Origin of the sequence: Ruminiclostridium cellobioparum DSM 1351 = ATCC 15832 (assembly GCF_000621505.1) — a bacterium.
GTDB lineage: Bacteria > Bacillota > Clostridia > Acetivibrionales > DSM-1351 > Ruminiclostridium > Ruminiclostridium cellobioparum.
In genome coordinates, this window is record NZ_JHYD01000023.1 from 1 (window position 1) to 26,819 (window position 26,819).

The following is a 26,819-nucleotide window of genomic DNA, read 5'->3' on the forward strand; positions in this document are numbered from 1 at the left end:
AGAAAACAGAATCAAATCCAGCAGAAGTTTCTTTTGATAGTCTACATGAGAGTTCCAATTACACAACATTAATATAGCCTCCAAAACCAGTGTTATGGCAATTAATACCATACGCTGTGGTTTTCAAATTTTTGGAAGCTAATGTCAAGGTGTACAGTAACCATATATGGTTACTACTGGTAAATGTTGTTGGAAAATTTAAAGTAAAAAACTGGAGAATGTTAGAGGTGCGAGAAGAAAATTGCATCTTAAAACATAGAGCTCGAAAGCTATTGGAGTTTTCGAGAGTATTATTATGACTTCAAGGAGGTTTTTTATGATTATCGTAATGAGTCAGAGTGCAACCAAACAGGACATTGCAAACGTAGAAAACAAACTTACCGAGCTGGGCTTCAAAACACATCCCATATATGGTGACATCAAGACAGTAATCGGTGCAATCGGCGACAAGAGATTGCTGAATATACACGCAGTCTCACAAATGCCCGGGGTGGAAACCCTTGTGCCCATTATGAAGCCTTACAAACTGGCCAGTAATGAGCTGCAGCAGTCTCCCACAGTCATCGAAGTAGGCGATGTCAGGATCGGTGGAAATGAAATTGTAGTTATGGCAGGTCCATGTGCAATAGAAAATGAAAATGATTTTGTAGAAACTGCAAAAAAAGTCAGGAATGCCGGTGCCAAAATATTGAGAGGCGGTGCTTTTAAACCTAGAAGCTCCCCCTATGCCTTCCAGGGACTTGAGGAAGACGGCCTGAAAATAATGGTTGCCGGCCGTGAAGCCACCGGCTTGAAGCTGGTTACCGAAGTGGTTGACACAAGAGATGTGGAACTGGTCAACAAATACACTGACATATTCCAGATCGGCGCCAGAAACATGCAGAATTTCAGATTGTTAAGCGAGGTTGGCATGACCAGCAAACCTGTACTTTTAAAGAGAGGTCTGTCGGCTACAATAGAGGAATGGCTTATGGCGGCCGAGTATATCATTGCCGAAGGAAACCACAATGTTATTTTATGCGAACGCGGAATCCGCACCTTTGAAACCATGACCAGAAACACTCTTGATCTGAGTGCCATCCCTGCAATCAAGGAAGTCTCACACCTTCCCATAGTAGTTGATCCCAGCCATGCCACCGGCAACTGGAAATTCGTGCCGGCACTTGCCAAGGGAGCTGTTGCCACTGGGGCTGACGGCTTGATCATCGAAGTGCATCCCAACCCGCCCTGTGCTCTTTGTGACGGGCCGCAGTCATTAAGGCCTGAGAAATTTGAAACCCTGATGCAGGAATTGAGACTTGTGGCACAATCTGTACAAAGAACGATATAAATGCTCACAAAGTACATGCCTGAAATTTGTACAGCTCGTGCAAGTGTTCCGGCTGCAATTTCAGGCGTACTTTTAACGGGCAATGGGGCTTTACTCTTTACCTTTCAGTTTGACTGATTTGTTAGAATTGTAATAAGTATGGCTTTTAAAGCATGGTCATTCATAGGATACTTGAATACTCTTCCCCGGTAACCGGTTCCAGCGTAAATTCATGTATCCCCATAAACACGACCTTCAGACATTGGGTATCGCCGCAGGCTTCTCTGTCCGGGCCGTCGAGCAATACATACACCTGGGTATTATCATTGACCCTGATGTTTATTCTGTCAAAGATGTCCTTCTGCAAAAGGTCCAGAACAGAATCCATATTTTTGACAACCGAATGATTGGATTTAGGTTCGAGTACAACCGGTATTTTTGTATTGTTGGGATTTAGGAGTTTAACATGCAATATACCGGGATCAAGAATATTGTCCGTAGGGTATAAAAGGTCTCTTTCAAAAAGGAACGAGCTCATTTTTAACCTCCATGCCGGCGTAATTGGATACCGGTAAGGGGCCTGTCGTTCAAGGCCCCTTACCCGATATATTTTACACTCAAATTTTTATAGTATTATATATAAAAATACCACTATTTATTATTGTCGTAAAGCTTTTTATACATGCTGAAATATTTGCTGATTTTTTCTACATAATTTCTTGTTTCCTCAAAGGGAATCCGGTCAAGTGTCTTACCGTTTTTACTTACATTTTCATCCTTCAGCCACTTGGAAACATTTCCACTGCCTGCATTATAGGCTACCAATGCAAGTTCGGTATTCTGATTGTATTGTTTCAGCAGCCTGGCAATATACCAGCAGCCGATATTTATATTTGTTTCAGGTTCCAGCAGCTGTTCTGCTGCAAAATCCTCAAGCCCGATTTTTTCAGCTGCCCACTCTCCCGTAGAGTCCATGATCTGCATAAGACCTTTTGCATCCCTCGGAGAAACAGCATTAGGATCAAAGCCGCTCTCTGCTTTGATCATGGAGTAAACAAGATGCTTATCCAGATCATACTCATCGGAATATTTTTCAACATATTCGGAATAATCGGTAGGATACATATAATACAGCGCATACTTGACAGCGCTGATTGAAAATACAACCAGTAACACAAGAATCAAAAATATAATAAATGTTTTAAATTTTCCTGAAGTCTTCCTTCTTTTCAAAAAATCACCCTAACAGCCCGGTCAATTGACTTTTTACGTCCTCTTTCAAATGAGAATAATCATAGTTATTATATATTACAGTATCGGCAATTTTTATATATTCCTGCTCGTCAAGCTGGGAATTTATTCTCGAGACGGCTTCGTCGCGGGACATGCCGCTTCTTTCCATGATACGCCTGATACGCAACTCCCTGTTTGCCGTGATTGTCCAAACCCTGTGGCACAAATCCAGAAAACCATTTTTTATAGGTATTGGAGCATCAATAACAATGATTTTTGTCCTTTTTATCTGCTGTTCTTTCACATTATCATTTATTCTTTCTGCAACATATTTATGCAAAATGCCGTTTAATTTCTGCAGCTTTTCATTATCGTTAAAAACAATATGGGCCAGTTTTTTGCGCTCAAGCTGTCCTTGGGCATCAAGTATATCCCTGCCAAATACCTCCGACAACTCCTCCAGAGCCTTTTCACCTGGCATTACCACATCCCTGCTGATTTTATCCGCATCAATGACCACTGCCCCAAATTCCTCCAGAATACGGCTGACGGTGCTTTTCCCGCTGCCTATTCCTCCGGTCACACCCAGTACTACCGAGCCGCTATTTTGTTTCATACCAGCTCTCACCACTCTTTACGTCAACAGTCATTGGTACTTTCAGCTCCACAGCATTCTCCATACACTGCTTGAGCAGGACCGATACCTCCTGGAGCTCGGACTTCTCAGCTTCTACTATAAGTTCATCGTGTACCTGAAGGATCAGCCTTGATTTAAGCTTTCTTTTCTTCAGTTCACTGTACACCTTTACCATGGATATTTTGATTATATCTGCCGCACTTCCCTGAATAGGAGTGTTCATAGCAACTCTTTCACCAAAGGATCTCATATTGAAATTACTCGATTTCAATTCCGGCAGATATCTTCTTCTGTTAAAAAGTGTTGTTACAAACCCCAGTTCCTTACCCTTTGCCACGGTATCGCCCATATATTCCTTAACCTTGGAATACTTGGCAAGATAGTCGTCAATGTATTTTTTTGCTTCCTTCCTGGTAACCCCGATATCCTTTGAAAGGCTGAAATCACCGATGCCATAAACAATTCCGAAATTAACGGCCTTTGCCCGCGATCTCATGAGTGATGTAACTTCTCCCGCAGGAATACCAAATACCTTGGAAGCTGTGGTAGTATGAATATCCTCATTGTTGCTAAATGCTGAAATCATATTTTCATCGCCTGTTATGTGTGCCAGAACCCTCAGCTCAATCTGGGAATAGTCGGCATCCAGCAGTACATAATTTTCATCCGATGGTATGAATACTTTCCTTATCTTTCTTCCCATTTCCAGTTTTATGGGTATATTCTGCAAATTCGGTTCGGTACTGCTTATTCTTCCTGTAGCCGTGACAGTCTGATTAAAGCTGGAGTGTATCTTGCAGGTATTTGGGTCAAGTATTGCCAGCAAACCGTCGGCGTAGGTGGATTTCAGCTTCATCAGCGACCTGTATTCCAGTATCCTTTCGACTATTTCGTGTTTCTGGGACAGCTGTTCCAATACTTCGGCATCTGTGGAATAGCCGGTCTTGGTCTTTTTAACTACAGGCAGGTTAAGCTTCTCAAACAAAATGCTTCCCAGCTGCTTGGGAGAATTTATATTGAAGTTTTCGCCTGCCAGCATATATATTTCGTTTTCAAGTATGACAAGTCTTGAATCCATTTCTTTTGAATATGCCTTCAGGCCTTCAATATCCACTTTAAAGCCCCACAGTTCCATGTCTGCCAGTACTTCCACCAAAGGCAGCTCAATATTGTAATACAGCTCGTGCTGTCCGTTGCCTTCTATAATGGGGGCATATTTTTCAGCCAGTTCATAGATTGCGGTAACACAGGCTGCACAAACCGTCGAAGGATTGACATCCAGTCCCTGCTGCAGCTTTTTTCCATGCTTGTCGTACAAAATTTCTGCAGGCAGTATGCTCTTTTTAAGATTTTCCTCTGCAAGCTCGGAAATAGTATAGCTGTTTCTGGTTGGCTCAAGGATATACGCACCTATCATGGTATCAAATGCTATGCCCTTTATATCAATACTTTTTGTCTTGCAGAATTTTATTAATTTTTTCAGATCGTGGCCGTATTTTTTTATTTCTGCCGATTCAAGCACCTCGCGCAGAACGTCTATGGCCGTGTCTCCCGTGAACTCATTGTTGAAAACCATTACAGCCGGGGCATATTCCTCCTTGCAGGCATAAATACACAAATCATCAAGCCTGTTATCCGAAGGATCGGTATGATAGTATACCGCCATTTTTTTGCTGAGCCTGATTGCCTCGATGCAGGATTCCAGTTCACCAACGGTGTCTGCATCTACATGTTCCATATTTAACGACTCTGTTACCTCCACCATGGGAGTGTCACTTAAGCCGAATCTTTCAATAAAAGTTTTGAACTCCAGCTTTTTGAAAATGCTGTAAAGTCTCTCCCTGTCAAAATCCGTCCTTATATATTGCTGAATGTCGGTTGTTATACAGGGCATTTTTCTTTCAATTGTGGCCAGCCTTTTGCTTAGAAAAGCCAGTTCTTTGTTTGCCTCAAGCTTTTCCCTCACACCTTTTTTCTCGACCCTGTCTATATTTTCATATAATTCTTCAATACTGTGAAACTTTTGAATAAGATCCAGAGCCGTCTTCTCACCAATGCCGGGTACACCGGGTATATTATCCGAAGTGTCTCCCATCAAACCCTTAACATCAATAAGCATTTTAGGGGTAACACCATATTTTTCTACCACCTTCTGATAATCGTACTCATCAGTCTCCGTTTTGTTTCCTCTTGTAACAGGAAGTTTTATCCTTGTGGACTGGGAAGCAAGCTGCAAGGAATCCCTGTCACCTGTCAGGAGAATTGCTTCCATACCGTTCTCTTCGGCACACAGGGAAATAGACCCCAGTATGTCATCAGCCTCAAAGCCCGGAGTCTCAATTCTCTTTATATTCATGGCATCCAGCACCTGTTTGATAATGGGGACCTGCACTGCCAGTTCATCGGGCATTCCCTTCCGCTGTGCCTTGTACTTGTCGTATTCCAGATGTCTGAAGGTTGGTTCCTTCATATCAAATGCCACACATAGATATTTTGGATTTTCTTCAGAAAGAAATTTTGTGAGTATATTTATAAAACCAAATACCGCGTTTGTTTGAATACCTTCGGAGGTAGACAGCATTGTATTTCTGCTCAAACCGTAAAAGGCCCTGTTCAAAATGCTGTTACCGTCAACGATCATTATTTTTTCCGAGTTCATCAATGTCCTCCGGCCTTACTTTTTCACGAAAAAAATCCTGACCGTTATCTTACCGCTTTGGGCAATAATTTTATCCGTCTGTTCAACCAGGGTTGACTTTTCCGCTTCAAGAGCAGTTGTATCCTGCCCTTTATTTAAGGCTTCACTTATTTTATTTTCAATATCGTTTTTCTGAATTTCCAGGTTATTGTACTCTTCAGTAACGTCAGTTTTTATTATATCAGTTTTTGCTTGTAATTCCAGCTTATATTTCAATAATGCTTCACTCTTTAAGGAACCATACTCACTTAAGGGAATAATGTAGTCGGTATAGGCTACAATGTCCTTATAGTTTGCGGCAAAACCCTCCATGAGGCCTGAGGCCTGCTCAACCGCCTCCTGCTCCCCCATGAGCTTTTTCAGCTTTTCCACTTCTGTTTCGTCAGGTGAAACAGTTAAATTCAACTCAACGTAGTTTTTATAATAAAACGTTTTTTGGTCATCTGCCGGCTCGGCCAGGGTAAAAGCAATTATTTTTTCCGACTGGTTTTTGTCACCGTCTGCTGCGGTATTGCCGGTGCTTCCTGCCACACTTGAGTTTTCAGATTCTTCCCGGGAATCAGTCTTGACAGATGCTTTTACTTTAAAATCCCTCATGCTTTCGGATTCGACCACACCTTTTAAATTGCTGTTGCTGGCACCGCTTCGGGCAGCAGCCTCCTTCTGTGCAGACTCGTCCTGTGCGGTCTCCTGAGCCTGAGCACTGTCTGCTGCCGCAACTTTGGGTTTTGGCACAGCTTTGTCATCTGCAGCACCTGAACCGGTTGCCTCCTCGTTATGGACATTTCCGTCAGTATCGGAACCCGATTGCTGCTGTATATCTGCCGTACCGGCTGTGGCCTGAGGCGCCGCGCTTTCACTGTAACCGGTTTTGTCCATTCCCGGCAGCATATCGGGCAGCAGTTTAAAAGCCAAAAGTGAGATAACCACCACGGCAGCCGTTGAAAGAACGGCCATAAGCTTTTTATTGAAAAACAGAAGTTTACTTTTATTATTGTACTCTTTTTTGCTGACTTCTATAAGTTTCGAATGGAGAGATGAAGAAAAGTCATCAGGCAATTCAACGGTTTCTTCGTCATTAACAAGCTGAGTAAAATATGACTCTTCCTTGAGTTTCTGAGCGCATTGCGGGCATTCTTCAATATGTTTTAAGAATTCTTCTTTATCATTTTGTTCCAATTGATCGTCAATATACAGTGAAATATATAAATCGCTGTTATCACAGAAAATCATGTTATCCCTCCTTCCATTAACTATTTGACGTAGTCGGTAAATAAATGTTCCTTATCCTTGCACAATAATTCCCGCAATTCAGACCTTGCCCTGCTTATACGCGATTTAACCGTTCCCACGGGAGTCTCCAGTGTTTCAGAAATTTGTTCATAGCTAAGCCCCATAAAATCCCGGAGTACAATTATCATTCTGTTTTTTTCATTCATTTTCTCCAAAGCTTCTTTTATTGCTGCCTTTTGCGCATTGGTTTCGGCAATTTTTTCAGGCCCCGGCATACTTGAAACCAACCTGTCCTTCACAGTTATATCTTCAAAGGTGGCCTGTTCCATTGATACGATATTTTTATTCTTATTATTTTTTCTGATAAAATCAAGGCATGTATTTGTAGCAATACGATAAATCCACGTTGAAAAGGAGGAATTACCCTTAAAATCCTTTATGTATCTGAATGCCTTGATAAATGTCTCCTGTGCCTGCTCCAATGCATCATCAGGATTGTTCAGCATTCTGTAGCATATATTATATACTTTGGTATAATAGCTGCCGGAAAGTTCCTCAAATGCCTGTACATTGCCTTGCCGCGCTTTGGTCAGCAATCTATTTTCCACATCAAATCCCATTTTGATCCTACTTTCCTCTTAGAACCTGCTTAAGATCTCATTGCACTCGCCATTTTGGCGGATTTTGCGCCATGCTGCGTTAAATTTTTTTGCTTTTGTTACAAAAGTCATTATATCATAGCCCTATGTTAAGCCGCAAACCAATAAGGTTAATTTTGGGCATTATATTTGTGAACTATTAACATTTTTTTCAACAAAATTTGCGATTTTTTTAATTATTTATTGAAAGGTATTTTATCTTTCTTATAGAATTAAATATTAAACATAATATTGTAGAATTTACATAACCATAACTTATTTAAAAGGAGTTTTTATGATTAGTACTATTCTTGTGACCGATGACAATGTGCTGGACAATGCAATTCTAAGAAATTATCTTTACAAGGAACGTGTAAATATTGTCTCGGCATTAAACGGCAGGGAAGCTCTTGACATGGTGGAAAGCCGTAATGTGGATATAATCATACTTGATATGGTGATGCCTGTTTTAGACGGTCAGGGTTTTCTTGAGGAATTTTCCAAAACAACATATTACAAGGAGATCCCAATAATTGTTGCCTCCGGAGTAGAGAATGATGAACTGGAGAAAATCTTTCATTATGATATCTATGACTTCATATTAAAACCTTTGAATCATACAAATAAATTTGTTCTGATAAATAAGATACGGAAGGCGCTGCAGTTTAGAAAAATGCTTCTGGAATTAAAAAAGCAGGATATCGCTTTAGATAGTATAAAGTAACACAACCACCCGGATAGCTTATAGTAACTTTACCCTCTCTGGCCAGAAGAGGCCCCATTAGTATTATTGACGACCGCATTTCCGAGGCGAGACTTTCGGGTACAATTGTAGAAGATATTGTTGAAGAATCAATTATAGCGACATTATCTTCTACTTTTACTTTACATCCGATAGTCTTGAGTATATCCAGGATAACTTCCACATCGCTGAACATGGGACAATTTTTAATAATATTCTCTCCCGAATTAAGAATTGTCGCAGCCAGTATTGGCAGCACTGAATTTTTTGCACCTTCGATACCTATCTCACCTTTAAGCTTTTTACCTCCTTTTATTATTAGTTTGTTCATAATAAAACACACCTCCGTTACGCTGGGACATTATTGATGAATTTAACTGCACGACTTTCCCTCCTTAAAAATAAAAACACTGAAGTAAAAATTATATTAAGAAATTATTTGGTATTTTGGGTCTACTGAAATTCAGCCCTTTATAATAAAAATCTTAACAAATAACAAAGGCGGCAAAAGCCACTTATGTTGCATCTTTATACAAATGCAGATATATGTTTCCTATGCCCCTGCAATATTATTTTATGCTTTTTATACCAAATTGTTACTAACATTGAATATGGTTTAAAATCAGCCGGTAATGAGACCGAAAAGCCGGTTAAACCCATAATAATAAAATAGGCAGCTACTTAAAAGTAACTGCCCTTCCAATGCCGGTTATTGAGACATTTGAGACTGGATGCCCTTAATTTTCTGCTGCGCTGAGGATATTTCCTGCTGGCTGGCGCTTTGAACCGAATACCAGCCCTTTTGAGACATAATGTCGAAGACCTGTTTTTGTGCGTCAAATGTTTTTGTCAGAATACTCTCGGCATCATTTCTCAACATGGGACATACGCTCTCCAATATCAAATTTGTCAATGAGGATGCAGCAAGTTTGTGTTCCCCTAAAACCGATGCCATGATTTCCTTATCAGTTAAATTAGCCATGATTTCCTCCTTTTACTGGGCAGCCGTATCAATATGCTTCATCAGCAATTGTAAATTGTTCTTTTCATCACTTGCAAGCTTGTTGCACAGGTTTTTTATCTGACTGTCCTGCGCCAGCTGTGCACAGCCCTGCAAGTACTTTATATTGTCCTCGCACATGCTGATATTGTCCTGAATCAGCATTAACTCCTTACTTGTAAGTGGCATATAAATCCTCCTCTATTTCAAAAATTTGAAGCATATTTATTTTCCACAGTTTTTACTTTCATATTCCTTTGAATTTTTTGAAATATTAAAAATTAAAAGGCTTTGAGAATTGGTAGAATTGATAAATTCGTATTTGAATTCTAAAATTATTTATGATAATCTTTAAAGCTAGTAGTAGTATTTAACACCCAAATTCATACATTGCCTGCGGTTAAATTCCCCCAGAACTGCGTTGTTCTGAAAAATTTTTACTCGCCGGACAATATAAGTTTAGATGTTACAGGCTACCAGAAAAATACTTTATTTCACATTGAAAAAGGGTGATTAAATATGCATAAGGACACAATCAAAAAAAAGGGATATCACCTGCTCGGTATGGCCCCTTCCAAGCTGCTGGTCTTAAGCTTTGCCGCATTAATTTTTACCGGAGCGGTGCTCCTTACCATGCCGTTCTCTTCAAAATCAGGAGAGTGGACACCATTTATAAATGCGCTCTTTACAGCCACTTCAGCCTCATGTATTACAGGTTTGATTATTTATGATACTTTCACATACTGGTCAACCATAGGACAGGTTATCATATTATGCCTGATTCAGGTAGGAGCACTGGGCATTGTAACCCTTGCAACATTTTTTTCAATCCTGCTTAGAAAAAAAATAGGCCTTAAGGGGATGCTGCTGGCCCAGGAATCAATAAATTCCTTCAGCTATTCCGAGGTGCTGCGCCTTATAAGAAAAATAGTTACCGCCACACTGATTGTTGAATCGGCAGGAGCCCTGCTGCTTGCCATAAGCTTTGTACCTAAATTCGGAGCCTTTGGTGCCTATATGGGAGTTTTCCATTCAATATCAGCTTTTTGCAATGCCGGCTTTGATATTACCAGCGGAGCAGTTGACGGCAAATTCCTCAGTATGGTCCCATTTAACAGCGACCCTATCATCATTTATACAATTTCAGGACTTATAATCCTTGGAGGCTTAGGTTTCTCGGTCTGGAGAGATATCTGGGAATTCAGAAAAAACAAGCAGCTAATATTTCATACCAAATTGGTACTTACCATCACTGCCGCCCTGCTTATTTCAGGAACTGTATTTCTCTTTGCCACCGAATTCAATAATCCGAAAACACTGGGGCCCATGAATTTCTTTGAAAAAATCAATGCTGCCTTTTTTCAATCCACATCAGCCAGAACAGCCGGCTTCAACTCTATAAATCTGGCTGATATGAAGGAAATCTCAAAAGTATTTACGGTGTTTCTCATGTTTGTAGGTGCTGCACCGGGTTCTACCGGCGGCGGAGTCAAAGTAACCACCATGGGTGTTTTAATAATAGCCGTATTTTCACAAATAAAGGGCTCGGGAGATATTGTACTGTTTAAAAGAAGAATTCATCAATATACAGTAAACAAGGCAATGTCAATAGCAGGATTAAGCGGGATACTTGTTATGCTGGTAACGACTGTAATCGTAACTATGCAGTCCGATTTCGGTGTATTGGATGTTTTGTATGAAACCACTTCTGCCTTCGGTACTGTGGGTTTATCTCTCGGAATCACTCCGGCACTGAGTTCCTTCAGTAAAATGCTGATTATTTTAACAATGTTCCTCGGCAGAGTAGGTCCCCTTTCCTTTGCAGTAGCACTTACTTTAAAGTCGTCACGAAGAAACTCCGACGTTGTTTATCCGGAAGCTAAAATACTGGTAGGATAGTGTTTATAAGCATTTGATACACAATAATTATTGCCGATTATACCTTATGTAAATAGCAAAATGCACACCATACTTCAGATTGTTTTCGGAGTATGGTGTGCATTTTGTTTAATGGCTGCTAAACAACCTTTATTTTTACAAAGCTCTTCTTACCCTTTTGCAGCATGATCTCACCATCTGCAAGGTCACCGCTCCCCACTGTATAGTCAAAGCTTGTTATCTTATTATCATTGAGTGAAACTCCGCCCTGTTGAACTGCTCTTCTGGCTTCACTTTTTGAAGGAGTCAGTTCGGCCAGCAGCAGTAAATCCGTTATCTTAATTCCTGCTTCCAGATCGGCGGCTTTTACCTCAATAAAAGGTATATTTTCGGAATTTCCCTTACCGCCGAATATTGCTTCGGCAGCGTCTTTGGCTTTAAGAGCCTCTGCTTCTCCATGTACAATCTTTGTTACTTCATAAGCCAGTATGGCTTTCGCCTGGTTAATACCCGCATCTGTAAGCGCTCCAAGTCTTCTGACCTCGTCCATGGGAAGGAAAGTCAGCAGCGCAAGACATTTTTCCACATCATTGTCATCGATGTTTCTCCAGTACTGGTAGAATTCATAAGGTGTGGTTTTTTCCGGATCCAGCCATACCGCGCCGCTTTCCGTTTTCCCCATCTTCTTGCCTTCGCTGGTGGTCAAAAGTGTAAAGGTCATTCCGTAAACGCTCTTTCCATCAGATTTCCTGATCAACTCCAGACCTCCAAGAATATTTGACCACTGATCGTCCCCGCCAAGTTCCATCTGACAGTCGTATTTTCTATTCAGAACAAGAAAATCGTAGCTCTGCATCAGCATATAGTTGAATTCAAGGAAAGTCAGCCCCTTTTCCATTCTGCTCTTGAAACATTCGGCAGTCAGCATCCTGTTTACAGAAAAATGTACTCCCACATCTCTTAAAAACTCCACATAATTGAGACCAAGCAGCCAATCTCCATTGTCAACCATTATTGCCCTGTCATTTGAAAAATCTATAAATCTGGAAATCTGCGTTTTAAATCTTTCAACATTATGCTGTACTATTTCCCTGGTCATCATTTTTCTCATATCATTTTTACCGCTGGGGTCTCCCACCAGGGCCGTCCCACCTCCGATAAGCACAATCGGGCGGTGTCCTGCCTGCTGCATGTGAGCCATTACCATCAGTTGAAGAAAGTGTCCCACATGCAGACTGTCTGCGGTAGGGTCAAAACCTATATAAAAAGTCACACTTTTCTCGCTTAAAAGTTTCTTAATCTCATCTTCATGGGTTACCTGAGCTATAAAGCCCCTTTCCTGCAATAAATCATAAACATTACTCATTGTTTTTCTCTCCTTGTAAACAGTATTTACCAAATTGTATGAAAATATTGATGTCAGGTAATTGAATAAAGCTTTCCATTCCCTGACAATAATAAAAGCTCTTTATCCTGTATAAGGACGAAGAGCTCGTGGTACCACCTTAATTTGCACCCATAAAACCCGGAATGGCAGATTGTAATGAAATAAAATCCACCTGGGTTTACAGACACCTTTGATGCTGTAACGGGCAATCCCGGCAAAAAGCGGCTCATAATACGTAATTCACACATTCCATACAACTCAGTCTTCCCACCAGCCAGACTGCTCTCTGAACCTGTATGGACGGCTACTGGGGAACGAATTCATCGGTCCCGTAATTAATCCCGGCCTTTATAATTATTCCTCATAATTTTATCATATAAAAATCTAACAATGCAATACATTATCCTAAAAAGAATTCCTTCAGTTCCTGCTGTTCGGTATATGAAGAAGCGGCTATGATATAATCGCCTTCAGACAGCATTGTGTCTCCGTTTGGTATTATAACTGCATCGTCCCTGATAACCGATATCAATATGAAATCCTTCGGAATGTTCAAATCCTTCAGTTTTTTATTTATAACCCCGGACTCAGGAGTAATAACCAGCTCGCTTAGCGTTATTTTACCTCCCTTAAGCTTCATTAAGGTTCTGACACCCGAATAATCGACTTCCTGTTCTATAAGATCCGCAATTATGGATGTGCTGCTAACTGCAATATCCACACCCAGCTTTTCAAATACGGTTATGTTTTTCGGGTTGTTGACTCTTGCAATTGTTCTGTTTACTCCGAATTTCCGTTTAGCCAGCTGGCATGCAATAAGGTTTTCCTCATCCCTGCCTGTAACAGCTATAAATATATCGGCTTTGCCTAACTCCGATTCGGTCAGATGCTCAATGCTGGTTCCATCACCATTAACAACCGAAATATTGAGTTGATTTGCTATCTTCTCGCACAACTCCCTCTGGGGTTCTATAACAGTTATTCTATGTTTGTAAGGCTGAAGAGTTTTAATCAGATAATACCCTATTTTTCCTCCGCCCGCAATTACTATATACATTCATTTACCTCCGAATGTTGTATCATTAAACACAACCCTATTGCCGGTTTAAAGTCATAGCTTATGGGCCGTATCCGCGATAACAAAAATATCGCCTTTTATAAGCCTTCCCACGCTATTTGCAAAAATAAAGTCACCTGACCTGATGATTCCAAAAATCATACCTTCCTTTAGCTTGACCTGGTCAACCCTTTTGCCGATGTAACCTCCGCCAACCTTTTTATTCTGGAAAATAACAGAGGTATTCCCGATTGTATGCGTGCTTACATCATCCTCAGAGCTGATCAGGGCTCTTATAACATTTACTGTAATATCAGTGGGGCAAAAAGTGTCAAGTCCGAACTCGTGGAATACATGTTCTCTTGCAGGGTTATATATCCTTGCGATAACTTTGGGGACTTTAAATATCTCCCTGGCAACCTGACAAACCATTATATTTACATTATCGTCCTCAGTAACGGCCACAAGAGCATCAGCCGTCTCAATACCCGCGTTCTTTAAAACGTCCTGGTCTATAGGGACACCCGTCAGTGTGACACCGTCAAAGTCAGGTGCCAGATTTCTAAATGACTTATTGTCGCTGGAGACTATAACTATCTCATGTCCCTCCTGGGAAAGGGCTTGGGCAAATTTAGCGCCCACCTTTCCGCAACCGATAATAACTACCTGCATTGAATCCTCCCTGAAAAAGAGTAAAAATAATGAGCATTATAATATGCAACCAGCTATATATAATGCCCCATAGTAAAGAATACCCATTAATTATATCACTTTAACATTAATTACATGAAACCTTAAATTACAAGGATTATCAGTGATATGAATTATTAAAGTATAAATTGGCTGGATATTTGTACAAATATCTCTCTTTTTCTTCAAATAGCTAATAATATTGTACTTCTCAGGTAAAATATCGTCAGGCTCAATACAACTAAAAAATTCAAGTATTTTTTTCGGCTATTATTAAATAATAAACTTATCATTCAAATGGAAAGAGGTTAATAAAATTGTTAGTTGTTTTTATAAGAACTTTGGTTTTGTATATTATTGTTATTATTGCAATGAGAATAATGGGAAAAAGGCAGATTGGAGAATTGCAGCCTTTTGAGCTTGCAGTTGCCATTATGATCTCCGAGCTTGCCTCGGTGCCTATGCAAAATACCGGGATTCCCCTGGTGAACGGCATTATACCCATATTGACCATGCTGGCTGCCCAAATATTTATTTCCTTTGTAGCCTTGAAAAGTACAAAAGCCAGAGAAATTATCTGCGGCAGGCCAAGTATTCTTATTTCAGCCGGTAAAATCAATGAACAGGTATTCCGCAACGAGCTGTATACCTTGAATGATTTGCTTGAACAGCTTCGAAACAAGGATATATATGATATTGCAGACGTGGAATATGCAATTTTGGAAACCAACGGACAGTTGAGTGTGGTACCGAAGGCGGCTAAAAGAAATGTGACTCCGGAGGATTTAAATCTGTCAGTCAAGTATGAGGCACCGGCAATTGATTTGATAATCGACGGACAGCTGATAACAAAAAATTTAAAAAGGACAAACCTGGATAAAGAGACTCTCGAGATGGAATTGAACAAAATAGGGATAAACAGGATAGGGGATGTTTTCTTTGCAAGTGTCGATTCAGACGGAAAATTATTCTGCCAGGCAAAGGAAAAAAAATAATTCCAAAGGAGTGAGCTGCACATTATGAACACCAATACAAAAACAATTATCCTCATTTCCATATTATTGATAGTCATAATTCTTTCAGGTTCATTAACTCTTTATTACCTTGAAAGATCGGCAGGAATCCTGGAATATTCGGTTATTTCGGCCAGTAAATCAGTCTCGGACAAACAATGGACCTCTGCAGAAAAGCAGCTTGAGGAATTCAATAAAAACTGGGATAGGACAAAATATTACTGGGCCATGCTTGTAGACCATTTTGAAATTGATAATATTGACGATTCCTTTACCAAAACCAAAATGTATGTGGAAAGCGAGGATTACTCCTCTGCACTGGCTGAACTGGAGGCTTTGAAGTATTATATACTGCACATACCCAAAAAGGAAAGCTTTACTTTTGAGAATATCTTCTGAATTATTTAAAGCCCCTCTCTACCAGGAATATAATAAAAAAGATATAAAACAGGCCTCCTGATAATAGAGGTATTGGACTCAGCTGTCTCTTTACCTTTATCCAGAGGAAGGTTACCAGCGCCGAGCACAGCGCAAGCAATGCGCTTACCAGAGTGATGGTGTCAAGTCTCCAGCATGTGGCAAGGATACCGATGGAAACAGGTATACAGCTCTGAAATACCATCGCACCTGTTATATTTCCAAGGGAAAGGGTATCCTTGCTTTTGCTGATCCATATGACACTGTTAAACTTTTCAGGCAGCTCGGTTGCTATGGGAGTTATGACTATTGACAGGGCCAGTGTTGATATTCCAAAGCCCTTTGAGACCACTTCAATATTACTGACGAAAAGTTCCGCCCCCACAATGATCACTGTCAGTGCAACCATAACCTGAAGTGATATGACAAAAATATTGGCTTTTGTATTAAAAGCCTTTGCAAAGGTGAGGTCATCAACCTCCTCATCACTGGAACTGTCACCGTTAACGGTTTTAAAAACATAGTACACATAACACCCTATCAGTATGAAGGCAAATGCATTTTTAACCACCCCAAAAGTGATGATTGAGGCTAAAATCATTCCTGTATAAACTATCACAAAAAATGAGATATCCCTGCTCAATATCTCAAGATTTACATTGAGTATATGTCCTGTTTTTCGCCTGCCGGCAAATACAACAGCACTTAAACCGGTAATAAAGAAGGCCAGTGTGGAAAGCATAAATGGTGCGCCCACAATTGCTCCGATGCCTATATCCACAGATTCCGAGCCTTTTGAAAACAGGAGTGCAATAATGGGAATCAGCGTTTCAGGCAAGCAGGTGCCTACAGCCGAAAAAATACTGCCCACCACGCCGTCTCCCACATTAAGTTTTTTACCCAGCCATTCTATTCCGTTGGTAAACAATTCACAACCGGTAAGTATTATCCCAAGACTTAAAACAAGTATAATAATATTCTGCAGCATTTTTCATCCCTATTCCCTTCAGACGTTGCCTTCGGTATTTCCGTCATTTTGCTACTGTATACCAAACCCGTGATTTGTATCAGTTAACTTATGTGCTTGTATAATAATATGAGAGGGGCAGCTGAAATCATTACAAAAATATATTCAACAATTATTTAACTGATAATTGTTGAATATATGGGAAATAAAGCAGCATGGAATTACTATTAATATGGATTAACAGATGTGACAGCTATACAATATAATGCGGATAAAAGGCTGGGTGGGCCAAAATCCAAGCCTTCATCCCGGATATCATAATTTTATAATCCGGTACCTGATAATCAAAATCATGACGGGTATTGATGAGACTTTTATCTACCAGATCATTAAAATACTTGTCTATATACACATCATTTCTATTGAAAACTTCTTTAAAGAGCAAAAGCAGCTCATATTTATTTATGCTTTGGGTCGAAACCAAATGGTATATCCCGGACAGGTCATTTATTACAGCCTGTTCCACGGCTTTTGCCAGCTCAATGGTTGTAATGCCGGTCCAAATTGCATTTACATAGCCGTTTATCTTTCCTTTGGACTTCATGAACCAATTAAAAAGTCCAATCCCGTCATAATTTATATCAGGCCCGATTATGGAGGTTCTGAACGTTAAATTACGGCCTTCACCTATCTCCCCTATGGCCTTGGTCCGGTCATAATATGTGTCTCCGTCTTTAAAGGAGTTTTCTGTATAGGAACCTGTTTTGCCTGAAAATACGCAATCGGTACTTAAATGGACAATTTTGGTGCGGGAGTCTCTGAACCGGACTTCCAAAAAGTGCGGCAGATAGGAATTCAACAAAATTGCCCTGTCCTTAAAGTCTGTGGCATTCCGGTTTAAAATACCAATACAATTTATAATGACATCGAAGTCCTCTTTATCCAGAAATACTCCAAGCTTAATAAAATCAGCCGCATCACACAAATATGATTTTTCATTCAGCTTTTTCTTATGTGCAAGATTAAAAACATCATAGGCCCCACTCTCTTCAAAGAAGGCAGTCATAACATGCCCTGCCATTCCTGTGGAACCCAGTACCAATATTTTTTTCCTGCCCATCTGCTAATCCGTCCTCCTCCACACCGTCCGGTTGACATAATCCGTATAGCTCATAATAATTTTTACCACCTTATCAGATACATTGGAAACATTGTAGTCCTCAACCGGCTTTCCGGCTGGGGCTTTACCGCCCGTAACGCCTGTTGCAATATCCACCGACTGCAATACCCTGTCTGCCTTGAGACCGGATAATATAAGCACCCCTTCATCCATGCCCTCAGGCCTCTCATGGGCATTTCGAATGGTAACGGCAGGAAAGGAAAGCAGGGAAGCCTCTTCCATAATGGTTCCGCTGTCCGATATTACGCAAAATGCATTTGTCTGGAGTTTTATGTAGTCAAAGAAACCCAATGGCTTAATCCACTGGATTTTAGGATCCAAGAGAGCTTTATCCAGCAGCATTACTTTCTTCATGGTTCTTGGATGAGTTGATACGATAATTCTTTTACCGTATTCTGAGGCAATGGTGTTCAAGCTTTCAATAAAAGCCTTGAAATTCATATCCGAATCAATATTTTCCTCCCTATGTGCGCTGACCACAAAATATCCTTTTGGCTGAAGCTTCATCCTGGCCAGTACCTGGGATTTATCAATGTCATTTTTATAAAATTCCAGCACTTCCAGCATTGATGAACCGGTTTTTATGACAGTCTCACCTTTAATGCCCTCCTGGAGCAAATACCTTCTTGCATGCTCCGATATGGGCATATTGATATCGCTTAAATGATCGACTATTTTACGGTTTATTTCTTCGGGCACTCTCTGGTCAAAGCAGCGGTTTCCGGCTTCCATATGAAATATTGGTATCTTTTTCCTCTTGGCGGCGATGACGGACAGGCAGCTGTTTGTATCTCCATAAATCAGGACTGCATCAGGCTTCTCGGCTTCTAAAACTTCATCTGCCTTGATCAGAACCTTTGCAATTGTCTCAACAGATGATTTTCCGGCAGAATTTAAATAGTACTGAGGCTTTCTTATGCGCATTTCTTCAAAAAATATCTCATTAAGTTCATAGTCAAAATTCTGTCCGGTATGGACAAGTATATGCTCGGTACATTTATCAAGCCTGTCAATGACTCTGCTCAATTTAATGATTTCCGGCCGGGTGCCCACTATGGTCATCACTTTCAGCATATGTCAAACCCCTTTTATTTGTTTTAATTCCTTTTGGATATAATCCAGGCTCAGGAGCAGCTTCTTTAGCTCATCACCGGTGAGCCTCCGGGTATTATGGGAATTGTAATCGCTTAAACCGGCTGTCCTGCTGTTGCCGCAGCTGATATACTTATCATAGTTGAGATCCCTGTTGTCTGCCGGTATTCTGTAGTAATCCCCCAGATCTTCAGCTATTGACATCTCTTCCCTTGTCAATAGTGTCTCGTATAATTTTTCGCCGTGGCGGGTGCCTATAGTCCTTATTTCATTCCCGGCATTGAAAATATCCTTCAGTGCCTCAGCCAGCTCCAGTATTGTTGCAGCGGGTGCTTTTTGGACAAATATGTCCCCCTGCTTTGCATTATTGAAGGCATAAAGTACTAAATCAATGGCATTTTCCAGTGACATCATAAACCTTGTCATATTTGGATCTGTGACAGTCAAAGGCGACCCTTCGGCTATCTGCCGGACAAACAACGGTATAACCGACCCTCTGGAAGCCATTACGTTGCCGTACCTGGTTCCGCACAAAACCGTTTCATCTTCATTTACATTTCTTGAGGTAGCCACCATTACCTTTTCAAGCAGCGCTTTGGACATTCCCATGGCATTGATCGGGTAGACAGCTTTGTCGGTGCTTAATACAATTACCTTCTTTACTTTATTTTCAATAGCTGTATTCAGAAGATTCTCAGTTCCGATTATATTGGTCCTGACTGCCTCCATGGGATAAAACTCGCAGGAGGGCACCTGTTTTAACGCAGCCGCATGGAAAACAAAGTCCACGCCCTTTAATGCTTTGTATATGGAGTTGTAATCTCTCACATCTCCGATATAAAATTTAACCTTCTCATTGTTCAGTTCACGCCGCATGTCATACTGCTTTTTCTCATCTCTGCTGAATATACGGATTTCTTTAATATCGGTATTAATAAATTTATTAAGTACGGCATTGCCGAAGGAACCGGTCCCTCCGGTGATAAGCAAAGTTTTTCCGGTAAACATATAATCTCCCATCCCGCCAGTTGTGCAAATAGTTGCTATATGGCGTAACAAACCGTTTCGTGCAGGCCGTTTGAATAATGTCTGATATAAATATTATAGGAGGCCGGCAGGGTCCGGATAAGCAAGGGCAGCTCCCATAAATCGGCAGCTTTATGATAAATTGATATGGCAAGCTTTGGATGATTTTCAGCGATTGTGTTTTGCATTCCATAAAGAGCTTCTTTCTCAGCCCCTTCAATATCCAGCTTTATATATGTCGGTTTATGCTCCCCTACCACATCATCAAGCCTGACCAGTGAGATATTATCCCCGCCGGTATCGGAAATAGCCGAGGCGCTGTTTCCATGGCTGTCAAAGCTTATTTCTCCGGCTTTCGAATACAGACCCGCATTAAACAGCTTCAGACGGTTGCAATCCATATGCGCAACACTTTTTGTTAAATTGCTGAAATTTTGTTTATCTGGTTCAAAACCATATATGTAATCAAATTTATTATCAACGCTGTTAACAAAATCAGCTATGGTCTCTCCGTTGTACACTCCTCCGTCAACAAAACACTCCCTGTCGTTCAAGACAAATATATCCGAAGGAAAATACTGTTTCTGACTTATAATATTATCAAGGATTGAAAAATCCATGGTAATCCTGTGTTTCAAAATATTCATGAATACTGATCTGGAAAGGCTGTCGGCCAAAAATTCATATACGGCGTCAATTTTATCCCGGTTCTCTTTAAGCAGAGAGATATTATAAAAATTCTTTTCCCACATCATTACAGGGAAATATTGAACCTTCTTGTAACCCAGGCTTATGAGCCTATGATAAACATCCATAGGGTTGGGAATACATATGAGGACAATATATCCATATCCCGCATCCCGGCCCAGTTCTTCAAGGGATATGACCTTTATTCCGTTGACATATGTTCCCTGTTTGGTTTTGTTATCATCAACAAAGCAGTGTATGTTACAGGCTTTTTCTTTTAAAATGCAGCTTGTAATATACCCGATGCCTCCGGCACCATATAACACTATATTACCTTTCTGAAAGGATTCAATTAAGTCAGTGTATATTTTATCTTTATCTCCGGTTTCCATGCCGCATATCTGTTCCAACATTTCCATCATATTGATTACCCTTTACGATTCATTCAGAAGATTTTTATACTCTGTTTCCAGCTCAACCAATTCATTTCGTAAAGTATCTCCCTGTGTCAGCCCCTGGTGAATATACAGCATTCCTTCGTCTATAAAGACACGCATGCATTCTTTTATCTGCTCTTTACTGATGGTGTGTTTTAAATGGCGGGGTATTCCCCCCAAATTCATATATTCGGTTATTTTTTTATAAAAATGTGAGGCGATTGAATAGTTTTTAAGCTGTTCCCTGTTTTCTGAGCTGCTCCACTCTATGGCAGGCAAATATGCAGCTTCATTAAAATTTTTAATGATATAGTCATACACTACCAGGGATGACTTGATTCTTTCCTCCAGGTTATGGGAACAGTTGCTTTGGTGCAGCCTGTAATAAATCAGGCTTTCATTTATCATTCCGTATTTCATGCCATTCCTGATAAAATTGAGTGAGTTTATGGTATCGCAGGAATGGTCATTGTTCCTGTATATACTCCAGGTAATACCGCTTTTTCGGAAAAAATCAAGTCTGTACAAACCGTTCATGGGAATAACCCCAGAGGCGTTTGCAAATATGCTGCCGACCATGTCATCAAGTGTGGGATGAGAATAATTCCAGCAGGATGTGAATTCATTATTTTCATTTATGATCTTAAAATTGCAATAAACATAATCATTATTGGTTTTTTCCAAATAGTCAACGAATTTTTCAATGGCATCGACCTGAACATAGTCATCGGATGCAATCCATTGAAAATACTTTCCTCCCGCCTGCTGAATAATTTCCTGGATGGCCTGCGAAGGACCGCCGCTGTTTTTCTCATGATAAATGCACCTTACGGTTTCATTGCATTGTTCCAATTCCTTAAGTATTTCAATGGAGCCATCGGTAGAGCAGTCATCGATAATAATTATTTCTAAATTCCTGTATGACTGGTTAAGATATGACTCAACACAATTCTCTAAAAATTTAATACAATTATAATTAATGATCCCGACAGTAACCAATGGCAAGCACAAAGGACTTTCCTCCCACACCTCTTATTTGTATTAAGCCGGTTTTCAATATACCAGGCGTAAAGCATATTTATTTAGTAATAAGTTATGGATTAATAATAGATTTTGTTACAGTAATTTAAATTTTCTTAGGTTAATTACTTTCGCCTGAAAGCCCATAATCACTTCTAAGTTGTAAAATACAGCCCAGCCATATTTGACAAATTATAAAAGCAGGGTTGCTGAACTGCCCCCCTGCTCATGATTTAAAAAATAACAAAATAAAAGCAAGGGTTATAACCTTGCCTATATATTAACTATTTTATTTTTTTGAGTTTACTTTCGGTATCTGTCCTGAATTCCATCAAGTCGGCAACCGCATCATTGATGCTTGCTATTTTACTATCCAGTTCATTAAAACGCTTCATTGTCTGCTTCTCAAAGGCATCCAGTTTATCAGACAATTTAATTTGAGATAATTCCAAATTTTTTTGTCCCTGAAATAATTCTTTTTGTCCCTGAAATAATTCTTTTTGCCCTTGAACTAATCCTTCTTGACCCTGGAATAATTCTTTTTGTCCTTGAACTAATCCTTCTTGACCCTGGAATAATTCTTTTTGTCCTTGAACTAATCCTTCTTGTCCCTGAAATAATTCTTTTTGTCCCTGGAATAATTCTTTTTGACCCCGGAATAATTCTTCTTGACCCTGGAATAATTCTTTTTGTCCTTGAACTAATCCTTCTTGACCCTGGAATAATTCTTTTTGTCCTTGAACTAATCCTTCTTGACCTAGCTTTAATTCCTTTATATCTGACTCCATACCGCTTAACTTCTCAAGAATGAGTTTTAACGTTTCTTCCATGAGCATACCCCTCCAGAAAATAATTATATCACGGATAGATAGTTTATATCTATCCGTTTTCAAGCTTTATGCCATATATTTACTTATATGTCCCATTTCTTTTCTGCCATGTAATAATATAACATATAACCATTGAAGGCTGCACGGCCAATTTCAACATAATACAAAGTCAAAGACAGAATTTTCAGGAGATAGTACTTTAAAAAATACTTTATTTAGTATAGCTGATGTTATTAAAAGATAGACCCAAAAATAGGATTAGAATGATATATTAAGTCAACTGATTAAAAAGAATAAGGTACGGATTTGAACCATATTTGCTGGAATTTACTCTGCTACCCCCAAAAGCCACCCTCATTACCGGATAGTCATACCGCTTTATACTTTCAGAAAAAAGCTATCTATGGGAGTTATAATTTGGTGGGCAATACAGGACTCGAACCTGTGACTTTCACCACGTCAAGATGACACTCTACCAGCTGAGTTAATTGCCCTTACATAAATTTGATACAACAACTATAATATATGGAGTTAACGACTTTGTCAAGATATCAATTCATCTTTTTTATCTTTAAAACACCAGGAGAAATATGCGGCACAGCAAAGGATCATCAATCCCGATATTCCAAAAACAATTAACATATTATCCAAAACTGTCACCTTAATATCTATCTTTATACCGCTCAAAGCTCCCACAACAAATGAGCCCATAAGAGCGCTGAAAAACCCGGCTGCTCCGGCTAAAGCCGCATTAAAGCCTATAAATACCGTCCTTCCCTCCTGAGGAGCATATTTAAACTGAATATTAAACAGGGACATATTAACTCCTGCCCAGCCTATACCCGCAAGCACCTGAACAAAAGGAATTATAACAAAATAGGTATTATGGTTAATGAAGCTCCAGGTAACATGAACTACGCCCAATACTGCCATTGAAGCAACCGTAGTAAATTCCCAGCTCTTCTTTTCCGAGATCCGGCCCCATATTCTTGCCGAATAAGATTGAACACAGGATAATATTATTCCAATAACCATTATATACGTATATGAGAGTTTCAAGCCATTAACCATATATACCGAAAAAAACGGCAGCGAAAACTGTACGCTTAAATTCCATAGAATATTGAGCAGCACAACCTTTCGGAACTGCTTGTCCCTCAGAGGAATGGAAATAAGGCCTTTTATGTCCAGATTTTGATCATATGGCTTGACCTCAGGTTCCCTGATCCTTTTCAAGGTTAAAACATTAAACAGTGTAATAACCAACGCAACCGAAAATACCACCACAAATCCCAGATAATCCTGCCGGTTTGATTTAAACAGGTCCAAAACCCTGCCCATCACCAGGGATAGTACTGCTGCCGAGGCAAGTATACACATATCCCTCAAGCCAAAATATCTTCCCCGCAGCTTATCAGGAACAAGGCTGATTATCCAGCTGGCAGCGGCAGGTGTCAAAAATCCTGCCGCACAATAGGCCAGAAAATACATGCCTCCTAAAATCAGCAGCCTTGCAGGCTTACTGTCGGTTACAAAGGGGATAAACATCATCAGGCATAAAAGTGTCCTGTAAAACAGGCATAAAGCTACAATAAGAGGTCTTCTCCTTGACAGTTTCTCAAACACGAGAGGACTGAACAACTGTATTATATTAGCCAACAGCGGAAGAGCCACTATTATTCCGTTAAACTGCTCATTAGCTCCCAGGTAACTGGCATAGCCCACTAAAAAGGCACCGCTGGTCAATGTAAAAATAGCATTTGCAAGACAGCCCTCAAGCACAAATCTCCGTCTGCTGAGTTCCAGGTTATCGTCAGTTACAGTCCTATTGATAAGACCAAGTTTGTCAAAAATATACCTTATGCCCATGTATGTAGCCCCCACTATAAATATGCTGCGACAAAATTATACGACGAAAAATTATATATAAAAATTTATATGAAATAATTATGACTTGGCAGATCGTTCGCTTTTATACTCCAGATCCATATACAACTGGGCTATGAGTCTCTGAAGAATCAATCCTGCAATAGTGCTGAAAAAAGAAGCCAGATAAGCTGAACCAAGTGTGCTGCCTGATATCACCAAAGCAATGGGTAATTCAAACATCAGATAAAATCCAATAAAAACACTGGCTATTTGAACTTTTTTATTCCTGGTAATATCACTGCTGGCTGTAAATGCATCAGCTACATTTAATTTTAAATCCACAACATAGCAGAAACCAAAAATAAAGACGATATATGCAATTATTCCGGGGATGATAAAGAACATCAAGCCCATCATGACCAATAATCCAAAGAGTATATTGTAGATTATAAGCCTGCCCAGATGCTTGAAAGCTCCCTTAAATCCAGATAAAATACCTGTTGTCTTTCCCCTCAGCTCTGAAATATATGAGTATAGATATACAGATAAGAACAGGTTGGTTATCAATTTTATTACCAGTGTAACCCCCAATACCAAAAGAGCAGGTGAAATCACTTTTTCAGCCGCATTTCCCTGTTGTGCAGTGGTTACCGTTGTCAATGCCGACATAAGTAAATCAAAATCCTCAGAAGATATCTGATTCAATATTCTATGCTGAATATAACTCCCTGCCATCTGACAAAAAAGTACAAGCACAAAAATCAATCGGGCAAGTCCCTCACTTTTCAGTTTATGAAATTTAATACAGACAGGAAGATATTCAAAAAATCGTTTTACTCCTGAAGAATTATCCATAATACCTTTCCTCCCGGAAATTATGTAAATACAGCAAAAAGCCATACATAAATCAAAATGCAATTCAATTTAAAACATACTAGCTTAGTATACCTTATTGTCCTGAAAAAACAAGCTTATAAGTAAACTAAACTGCTCTAAAATTTTAGTTAATTAAATTCAAATCAGGAAGCCTCCGTTGGGACTTATCACCTGACCTGTTATAAAATCAGATTTGTCTGATGCCAGGAAATATACCGTCTCTGCAACATCAATTCCTCTCCCTATCACGCCAAGGGGAGTCTGATCCTTCAGATCTTCAATGGCAGCCTGGTCCAAACCGGAATTCATATCTGTAGCTATTACCCCCGGTGCAACACAATTAACCTGAATGTTTGACGGACCCAATTCCTTGGCAAGAGCTTTTGTCATCCCAATGACAGCAGCTTTTGTTGATGAATAGAGCACCTCGCAGGATGCACCGGCAATACCCCATATGGATGAAATATTGATTATCTTTCCCCGCTGCTTCCTTATCATAGCCGGTAATACCCCCCGTGCGCAGAGAAACATACCTTTAACATTGACCTCGAACATCCTGTCCCACTCTCCCGGCGAAATGTCGGTAAACAGCTGCTGCCTCGCTATACCCGCATTGTTGATCAATATATCTATGTCGCCGAAACATTTATTTATGCTGTTTAGCATATTTTCCACCTGTTCCTCCTGCGAAACATCCGCCTGTACGGCAATTGCCCTGCAACCGGCTTTTCGCAGCTCCTTCAGCAGGCATTCCGCCGCCTGGCTGCTGGTGTTGTAATTTATAGCGACATTATAGTCCCGGGCAGCAAAAAGCCGGGCAATATCCTGCCCGATCCCTCTGGATGCACCTGTGACCAAAACGGTTTGCCCCATATCAATCTCCCATTTTCATAAAATATATTT

The 26,819-nt window shown here is 40.0% G+C and carries 26 protein-coding genes, 1 tRNA gene and 1 pseudogene; 5 read left to right on the forward strand and 23 right to left on the reverse strand.

Annotation, left to right across the window (positions count from 1 at the left end; translation table 11 throughout):
* Positions 1-316 precede the first annotated feature (316 nt).
* On the forward strand, positions 317-1,330 hold the full coding sequence (aroF, locus tag T344_RS0108695) for a 3-deoxy-7-phosphoheptulonate synthase (protein WP_027628381.1): 1,014 nt from the start codon (positions 317-319) through the stop codon (positions 1,328-1,330).
* Positions 1,331-1,490: 160 nt separating this feature from the next.
* On the opposite strand, the gene T344_RS0108700 is transcribed toward aroF, so the two are convergent.
* The 6 genes from T344_RS0108700 to T344_RS0108725 all read right to left on the reverse strand — a co-directional run bounded on the left by T344_RS0108700 (position 1,491) and on the right by T344_RS0108725 (position 7,730).
* Positions 1,491-1,847, reverse strand: coding sequence for a hypothetical protein (locus tag T344_RS0108700; protein ID WP_027628382.1), 357 nt, complete (start codon positions 1,845-1,847; stop codon positions 1,491-1,493).
* A gap of 113 nt (positions 1,848-1,960) precedes the next feature.
* A complete protein-coding gene (locus T344_RS0108705; protein ID WP_004626958.1) occupies positions 1,961-2,542 on the reverse strand; it encodes a lytic transglycosylase domain-containing protein in 582 nt (193 codons plus the stop codon).
* A gap of 4 nt (positions 2,543-2,546) precedes the next feature.
* On the reverse strand, positions 2,547-3,158 hold the full coding sequence (gene coaE / locus T344_RS0108710; protein ID WP_027628383.1) for a dephospho-CoA kinase: 612 nt from the start codon (positions 3,156-3,158) through the stop codon (positions 2,547-2,549).
* Entirely contained in the window at positions 3,145-5,838 is a 2,694-nt protein-coding gene (polA, locus tag T344_RS0108715; RefSeq protein ID WP_027628384.1) for a DNA polymerase I, read from the reverse strand. Before polA ends, coaE begins: the two co-directional genes overlap by 14 nt.
* Positions 5,839-5,853: 15 nt before the next feature.
* Positions 5,854-7,110, reverse strand: a complete 1,257-nt coding sequence (locus T344_RS0108720) for an anti-sigma factor family protein (protein ID WP_027628385.1) — start codon at positions 7,108-7,110, stop codon at positions 5,854-5,856.
* A gap of 20 nt (positions 7,111-7,130) precedes the next feature.
* The gene (locus T344_RS0108725) at positions 7,131-7,730 is read right to left on the reverse strand and encodes an RNA polymerase sigma factor (protein ID WP_027628386.1); all 600 of its coding nucleotides are present in this window, start codon (positions 7,728-7,730) and stop codon (positions 7,131-7,133) included.
* Positions 7,731-8,043: 313 nt separating this feature from the next.
* On the opposite strand from T344_RS0108725, the gene T344_RS0108730 reads away from it, so the two are divergent.
* On the forward strand, positions 8,044-8,472 hold the full coding sequence (locus tag T344_RS0108730) for a response regulator (protein ID WP_027628387.1): 429 nt from the start codon (positions 8,044-8,046) through the stop codon (positions 8,470-8,472).
* Here the strand turns inward: T344_RS0108730 and T344_RS27880 are convergent.
* The 3 genes from T344_RS27880 to T344_RS0108750 all read right to left on the reverse strand — a co-directional run bounded on the left by T344_RS27880 (position 8,414) and on the right by T344_RS0108750 (position 9,679).
* Complete coding sequence (locus T344_RS27880) at positions 8,414-8,821, reverse strand: hypothetical protein (RefSeq protein WP_051571695.1); 408 nt, start codon at positions 8,819-8,821, stop codon at positions 8,414-8,416. The two genes, T344_RS0108730 and T344_RS27880, sit on opposite strands and share 59 nt — an antisense overlap.
* Before the next feature lie 378 nt (positions 8,822-9,199).
* Complete coding sequence (locus T344_RS0108745; protein WP_004626931.1) at positions 9,200-9,472, reverse strand: spore coat protein; 273 nt, start codon at positions 9,470-9,472, stop codon at positions 9,200-9,202.
* Between the two features lie 12 nt (positions 9,473-9,484).
* Entirely contained in the window at positions 9,485-9,679 is a 195-nt protein-coding gene (locus tag T344_RS0108750; RefSeq protein ID WP_004626934.1) for a hypothetical protein, read from the reverse strand.
* A gap of 330 nt (positions 9,680-10,009) precedes the next feature.
* Between T344_RS0108750 and T344_RS0108755 the strand changes: the two genes are divergently transcribed.
* Positions 10,010-11,389: a TrkH family potassium uptake protein gene (locus tag T344_RS0108755; protein WP_027628388.1), complete on the forward strand. Its 1,380-nt coding sequence runs from the start codon at positions 10,010-10,012 to the stop codon at positions 11,387-11,389.
* 118 nt (positions 11,390-11,507) lie between these two features.
* Here the strand turns inward: T344_RS0108755 and tyrS are convergent, their stop codons facing one another.
* The 3 genes and pseudogenes from tyrS to T344_RS0108770 all read right to left on the reverse strand — a co-directional run.
* Entirely contained in the window at positions 11,508-12,734 is a 1,227-nt protein-coding gene (gene tyrS / locus T344_RS0108760) for a tyrosine--tRNA ligase (RefSeq protein WP_027628389.1), read from the reverse strand.
* 421 nt (positions 12,735-13,155) lie between these two features.
* The gene (locus tag T344_RS0108765; protein WP_027628390.1) at positions 13,156-13,812 is read right to left on the reverse strand and encodes an NAD-binding protein; all 657 of its coding nucleotides are present in this window, start codon (positions 13,810-13,812) and stop codon (positions 13,156-13,158) included.
* A gap of 54 nt (positions 13,813-13,866) precedes the next feature.
* Positions 13,867-14,487: pseudogene (locus tag T344_RS0108770) on the reverse strand (potassium channel family protein); the annotation flags it as partial.
* Between the two features lie 332 nt (positions 14,488-14,819).
* Here T344_RS0108770 and T344_RS0108775 point away from each other — a divergent pair.
* Both T344_RS0108775 and T344_RS0108780 read left to right on the forward strand, forming a co-directional pair.
* Complete coding sequence (locus tag T344_RS0108775; protein ID WP_027628392.1) at positions 14,820-15,497, forward strand: YetF domain-containing protein; 678 nt, start codon at positions 14,820-14,822, stop codon at positions 15,495-15,497.
* A 24-nt stretch (positions 15,498-15,521) separates the two neighbouring features.
* Positions 15,522-15,914: a DUF4363 family protein gene (locus tag T344_RS0108780; protein WP_027628393.1), complete on the forward strand. Its 393-nt coding sequence runs from the start codon at positions 15,522-15,524 to the stop codon at positions 15,912-15,914.
* Between the two features lies 1 nt (position 15,915).
* On the opposite strand, the gene T344_RS0108785 is transcribed toward T344_RS0108780, so the two are convergent.
* The 11 genes from T344_RS0108785 to ymfI form a co-directional block, all read right to left on the reverse strand.
* Entirely contained in the window at positions 15,916-16,920 is a 1,005-nt protein-coding gene (locus tag T344_RS0108785; RefSeq protein ID WP_027628394.1) for a sodium:calcium antiporter, read from the reverse strand.
* Between the two features lie 232 nt (positions 16,921-17,152).
* Entirely contained in the window at positions 17,153-18,019 is an 867-nt protein-coding gene (locus tag T344_RS0108790; RefSeq protein ID WP_027628395.1) for a sugar nucleotide-binding protein, read from the reverse strand.
* A 3-nt stretch (positions 18,020-18,022) separates the two neighbouring features.
* Positions 18,023-19,153, reverse strand: a complete 1,131-nt coding sequence (gene wecB, locus T344_RS0108795; protein ID WP_027628396.1) for a non-hydrolyzing UDP-N-acetylglucosamine 2-epimerase — start codon at positions 19,151-19,153, stop codon at positions 18,023-18,025.
* A gap of 3 nt (positions 19,154-19,156) precedes the next feature.
* Complete coding sequence (locus T344_RS0108800; protein WP_027628397.1) at positions 19,157-20,179, reverse strand: polysaccharide biosynthesis protein; 1,023 nt, start codon at positions 20,177-20,179, stop codon at positions 19,157-19,159.
* 35 nt (positions 20,180-20,214) lie between these two features.
* Positions 20,215-21,306 (reverse strand): FkbM family methyltransferase, encoded by a 1,092-nt coding sequence (locus T344_RS0108805; protein ID WP_027628398.1) that lies wholly within the window; start codon positions 21,304-21,306, stop codon positions 20,215-20,217.
* Positions 21,307-21,318: 12 nt separating this feature from the next.
* Positions 21,319-22,332, reverse strand: a complete 1,014-nt coding sequence (locus T344_RS0108810) for a glycosyltransferase family 2 protein (RefSeq protein WP_027628399.1) — start codon at positions 22,330-22,332, stop codon at positions 21,319-21,321.
* 293 nt (positions 22,333-22,625) lie between these two features.
* Positions 22,626-23,171, reverse strand: a complete 546-nt coding sequence (locus T344_RS29675) for a hypothetical protein (RefSeq protein WP_051571699.1) — start codon at positions 23,169-23,171, stop codon at positions 22,626-22,628.
* A 418-nt stretch (positions 23,172-23,589) separates the two neighbouring features.
* Positions 23,590-23,665, reverse strand: a tRNA-Val gene (locus T344_RS0108820).
* Positions 23,666-23,714: 49 nt separating this feature from the next.
* Positions 23,715-25,040 carry an MFS transporter gene (locus tag T344_RS0108825; protein WP_051571700.1) on the reverse strand — a complete coding sequence of 442 codons (1,326 nt, stop codon included), beginning with the start codon at positions 25,038-25,040 and terminating at the stop codon, positions 23,715-23,717.
* Between the two features lie 78 nt (positions 25,041-25,118).
* Positions 25,119-25,895, reverse strand: coding sequence for a YciC family protein (locus T344_RS0108830; RefSeq protein ID WP_027628401.1), 777 nt, complete (start codon positions 25,893-25,895; stop codon positions 25,119-25,121).
* A gap of 159 nt (positions 25,896-26,054) precedes the next feature.
* Positions 26,055-26,789, reverse strand: a complete 735-nt coding sequence (gene ymfI / locus T344_RS0108835) for an elongation factor P 5-aminopentanone reductase (protein ID WP_313560508.1) — start codon at positions 26,787-26,789, stop codon at positions 26,055-26,057.
* Between the last annotated feature and the right edge of the window lie 30 nt (positions 26,790-26,819).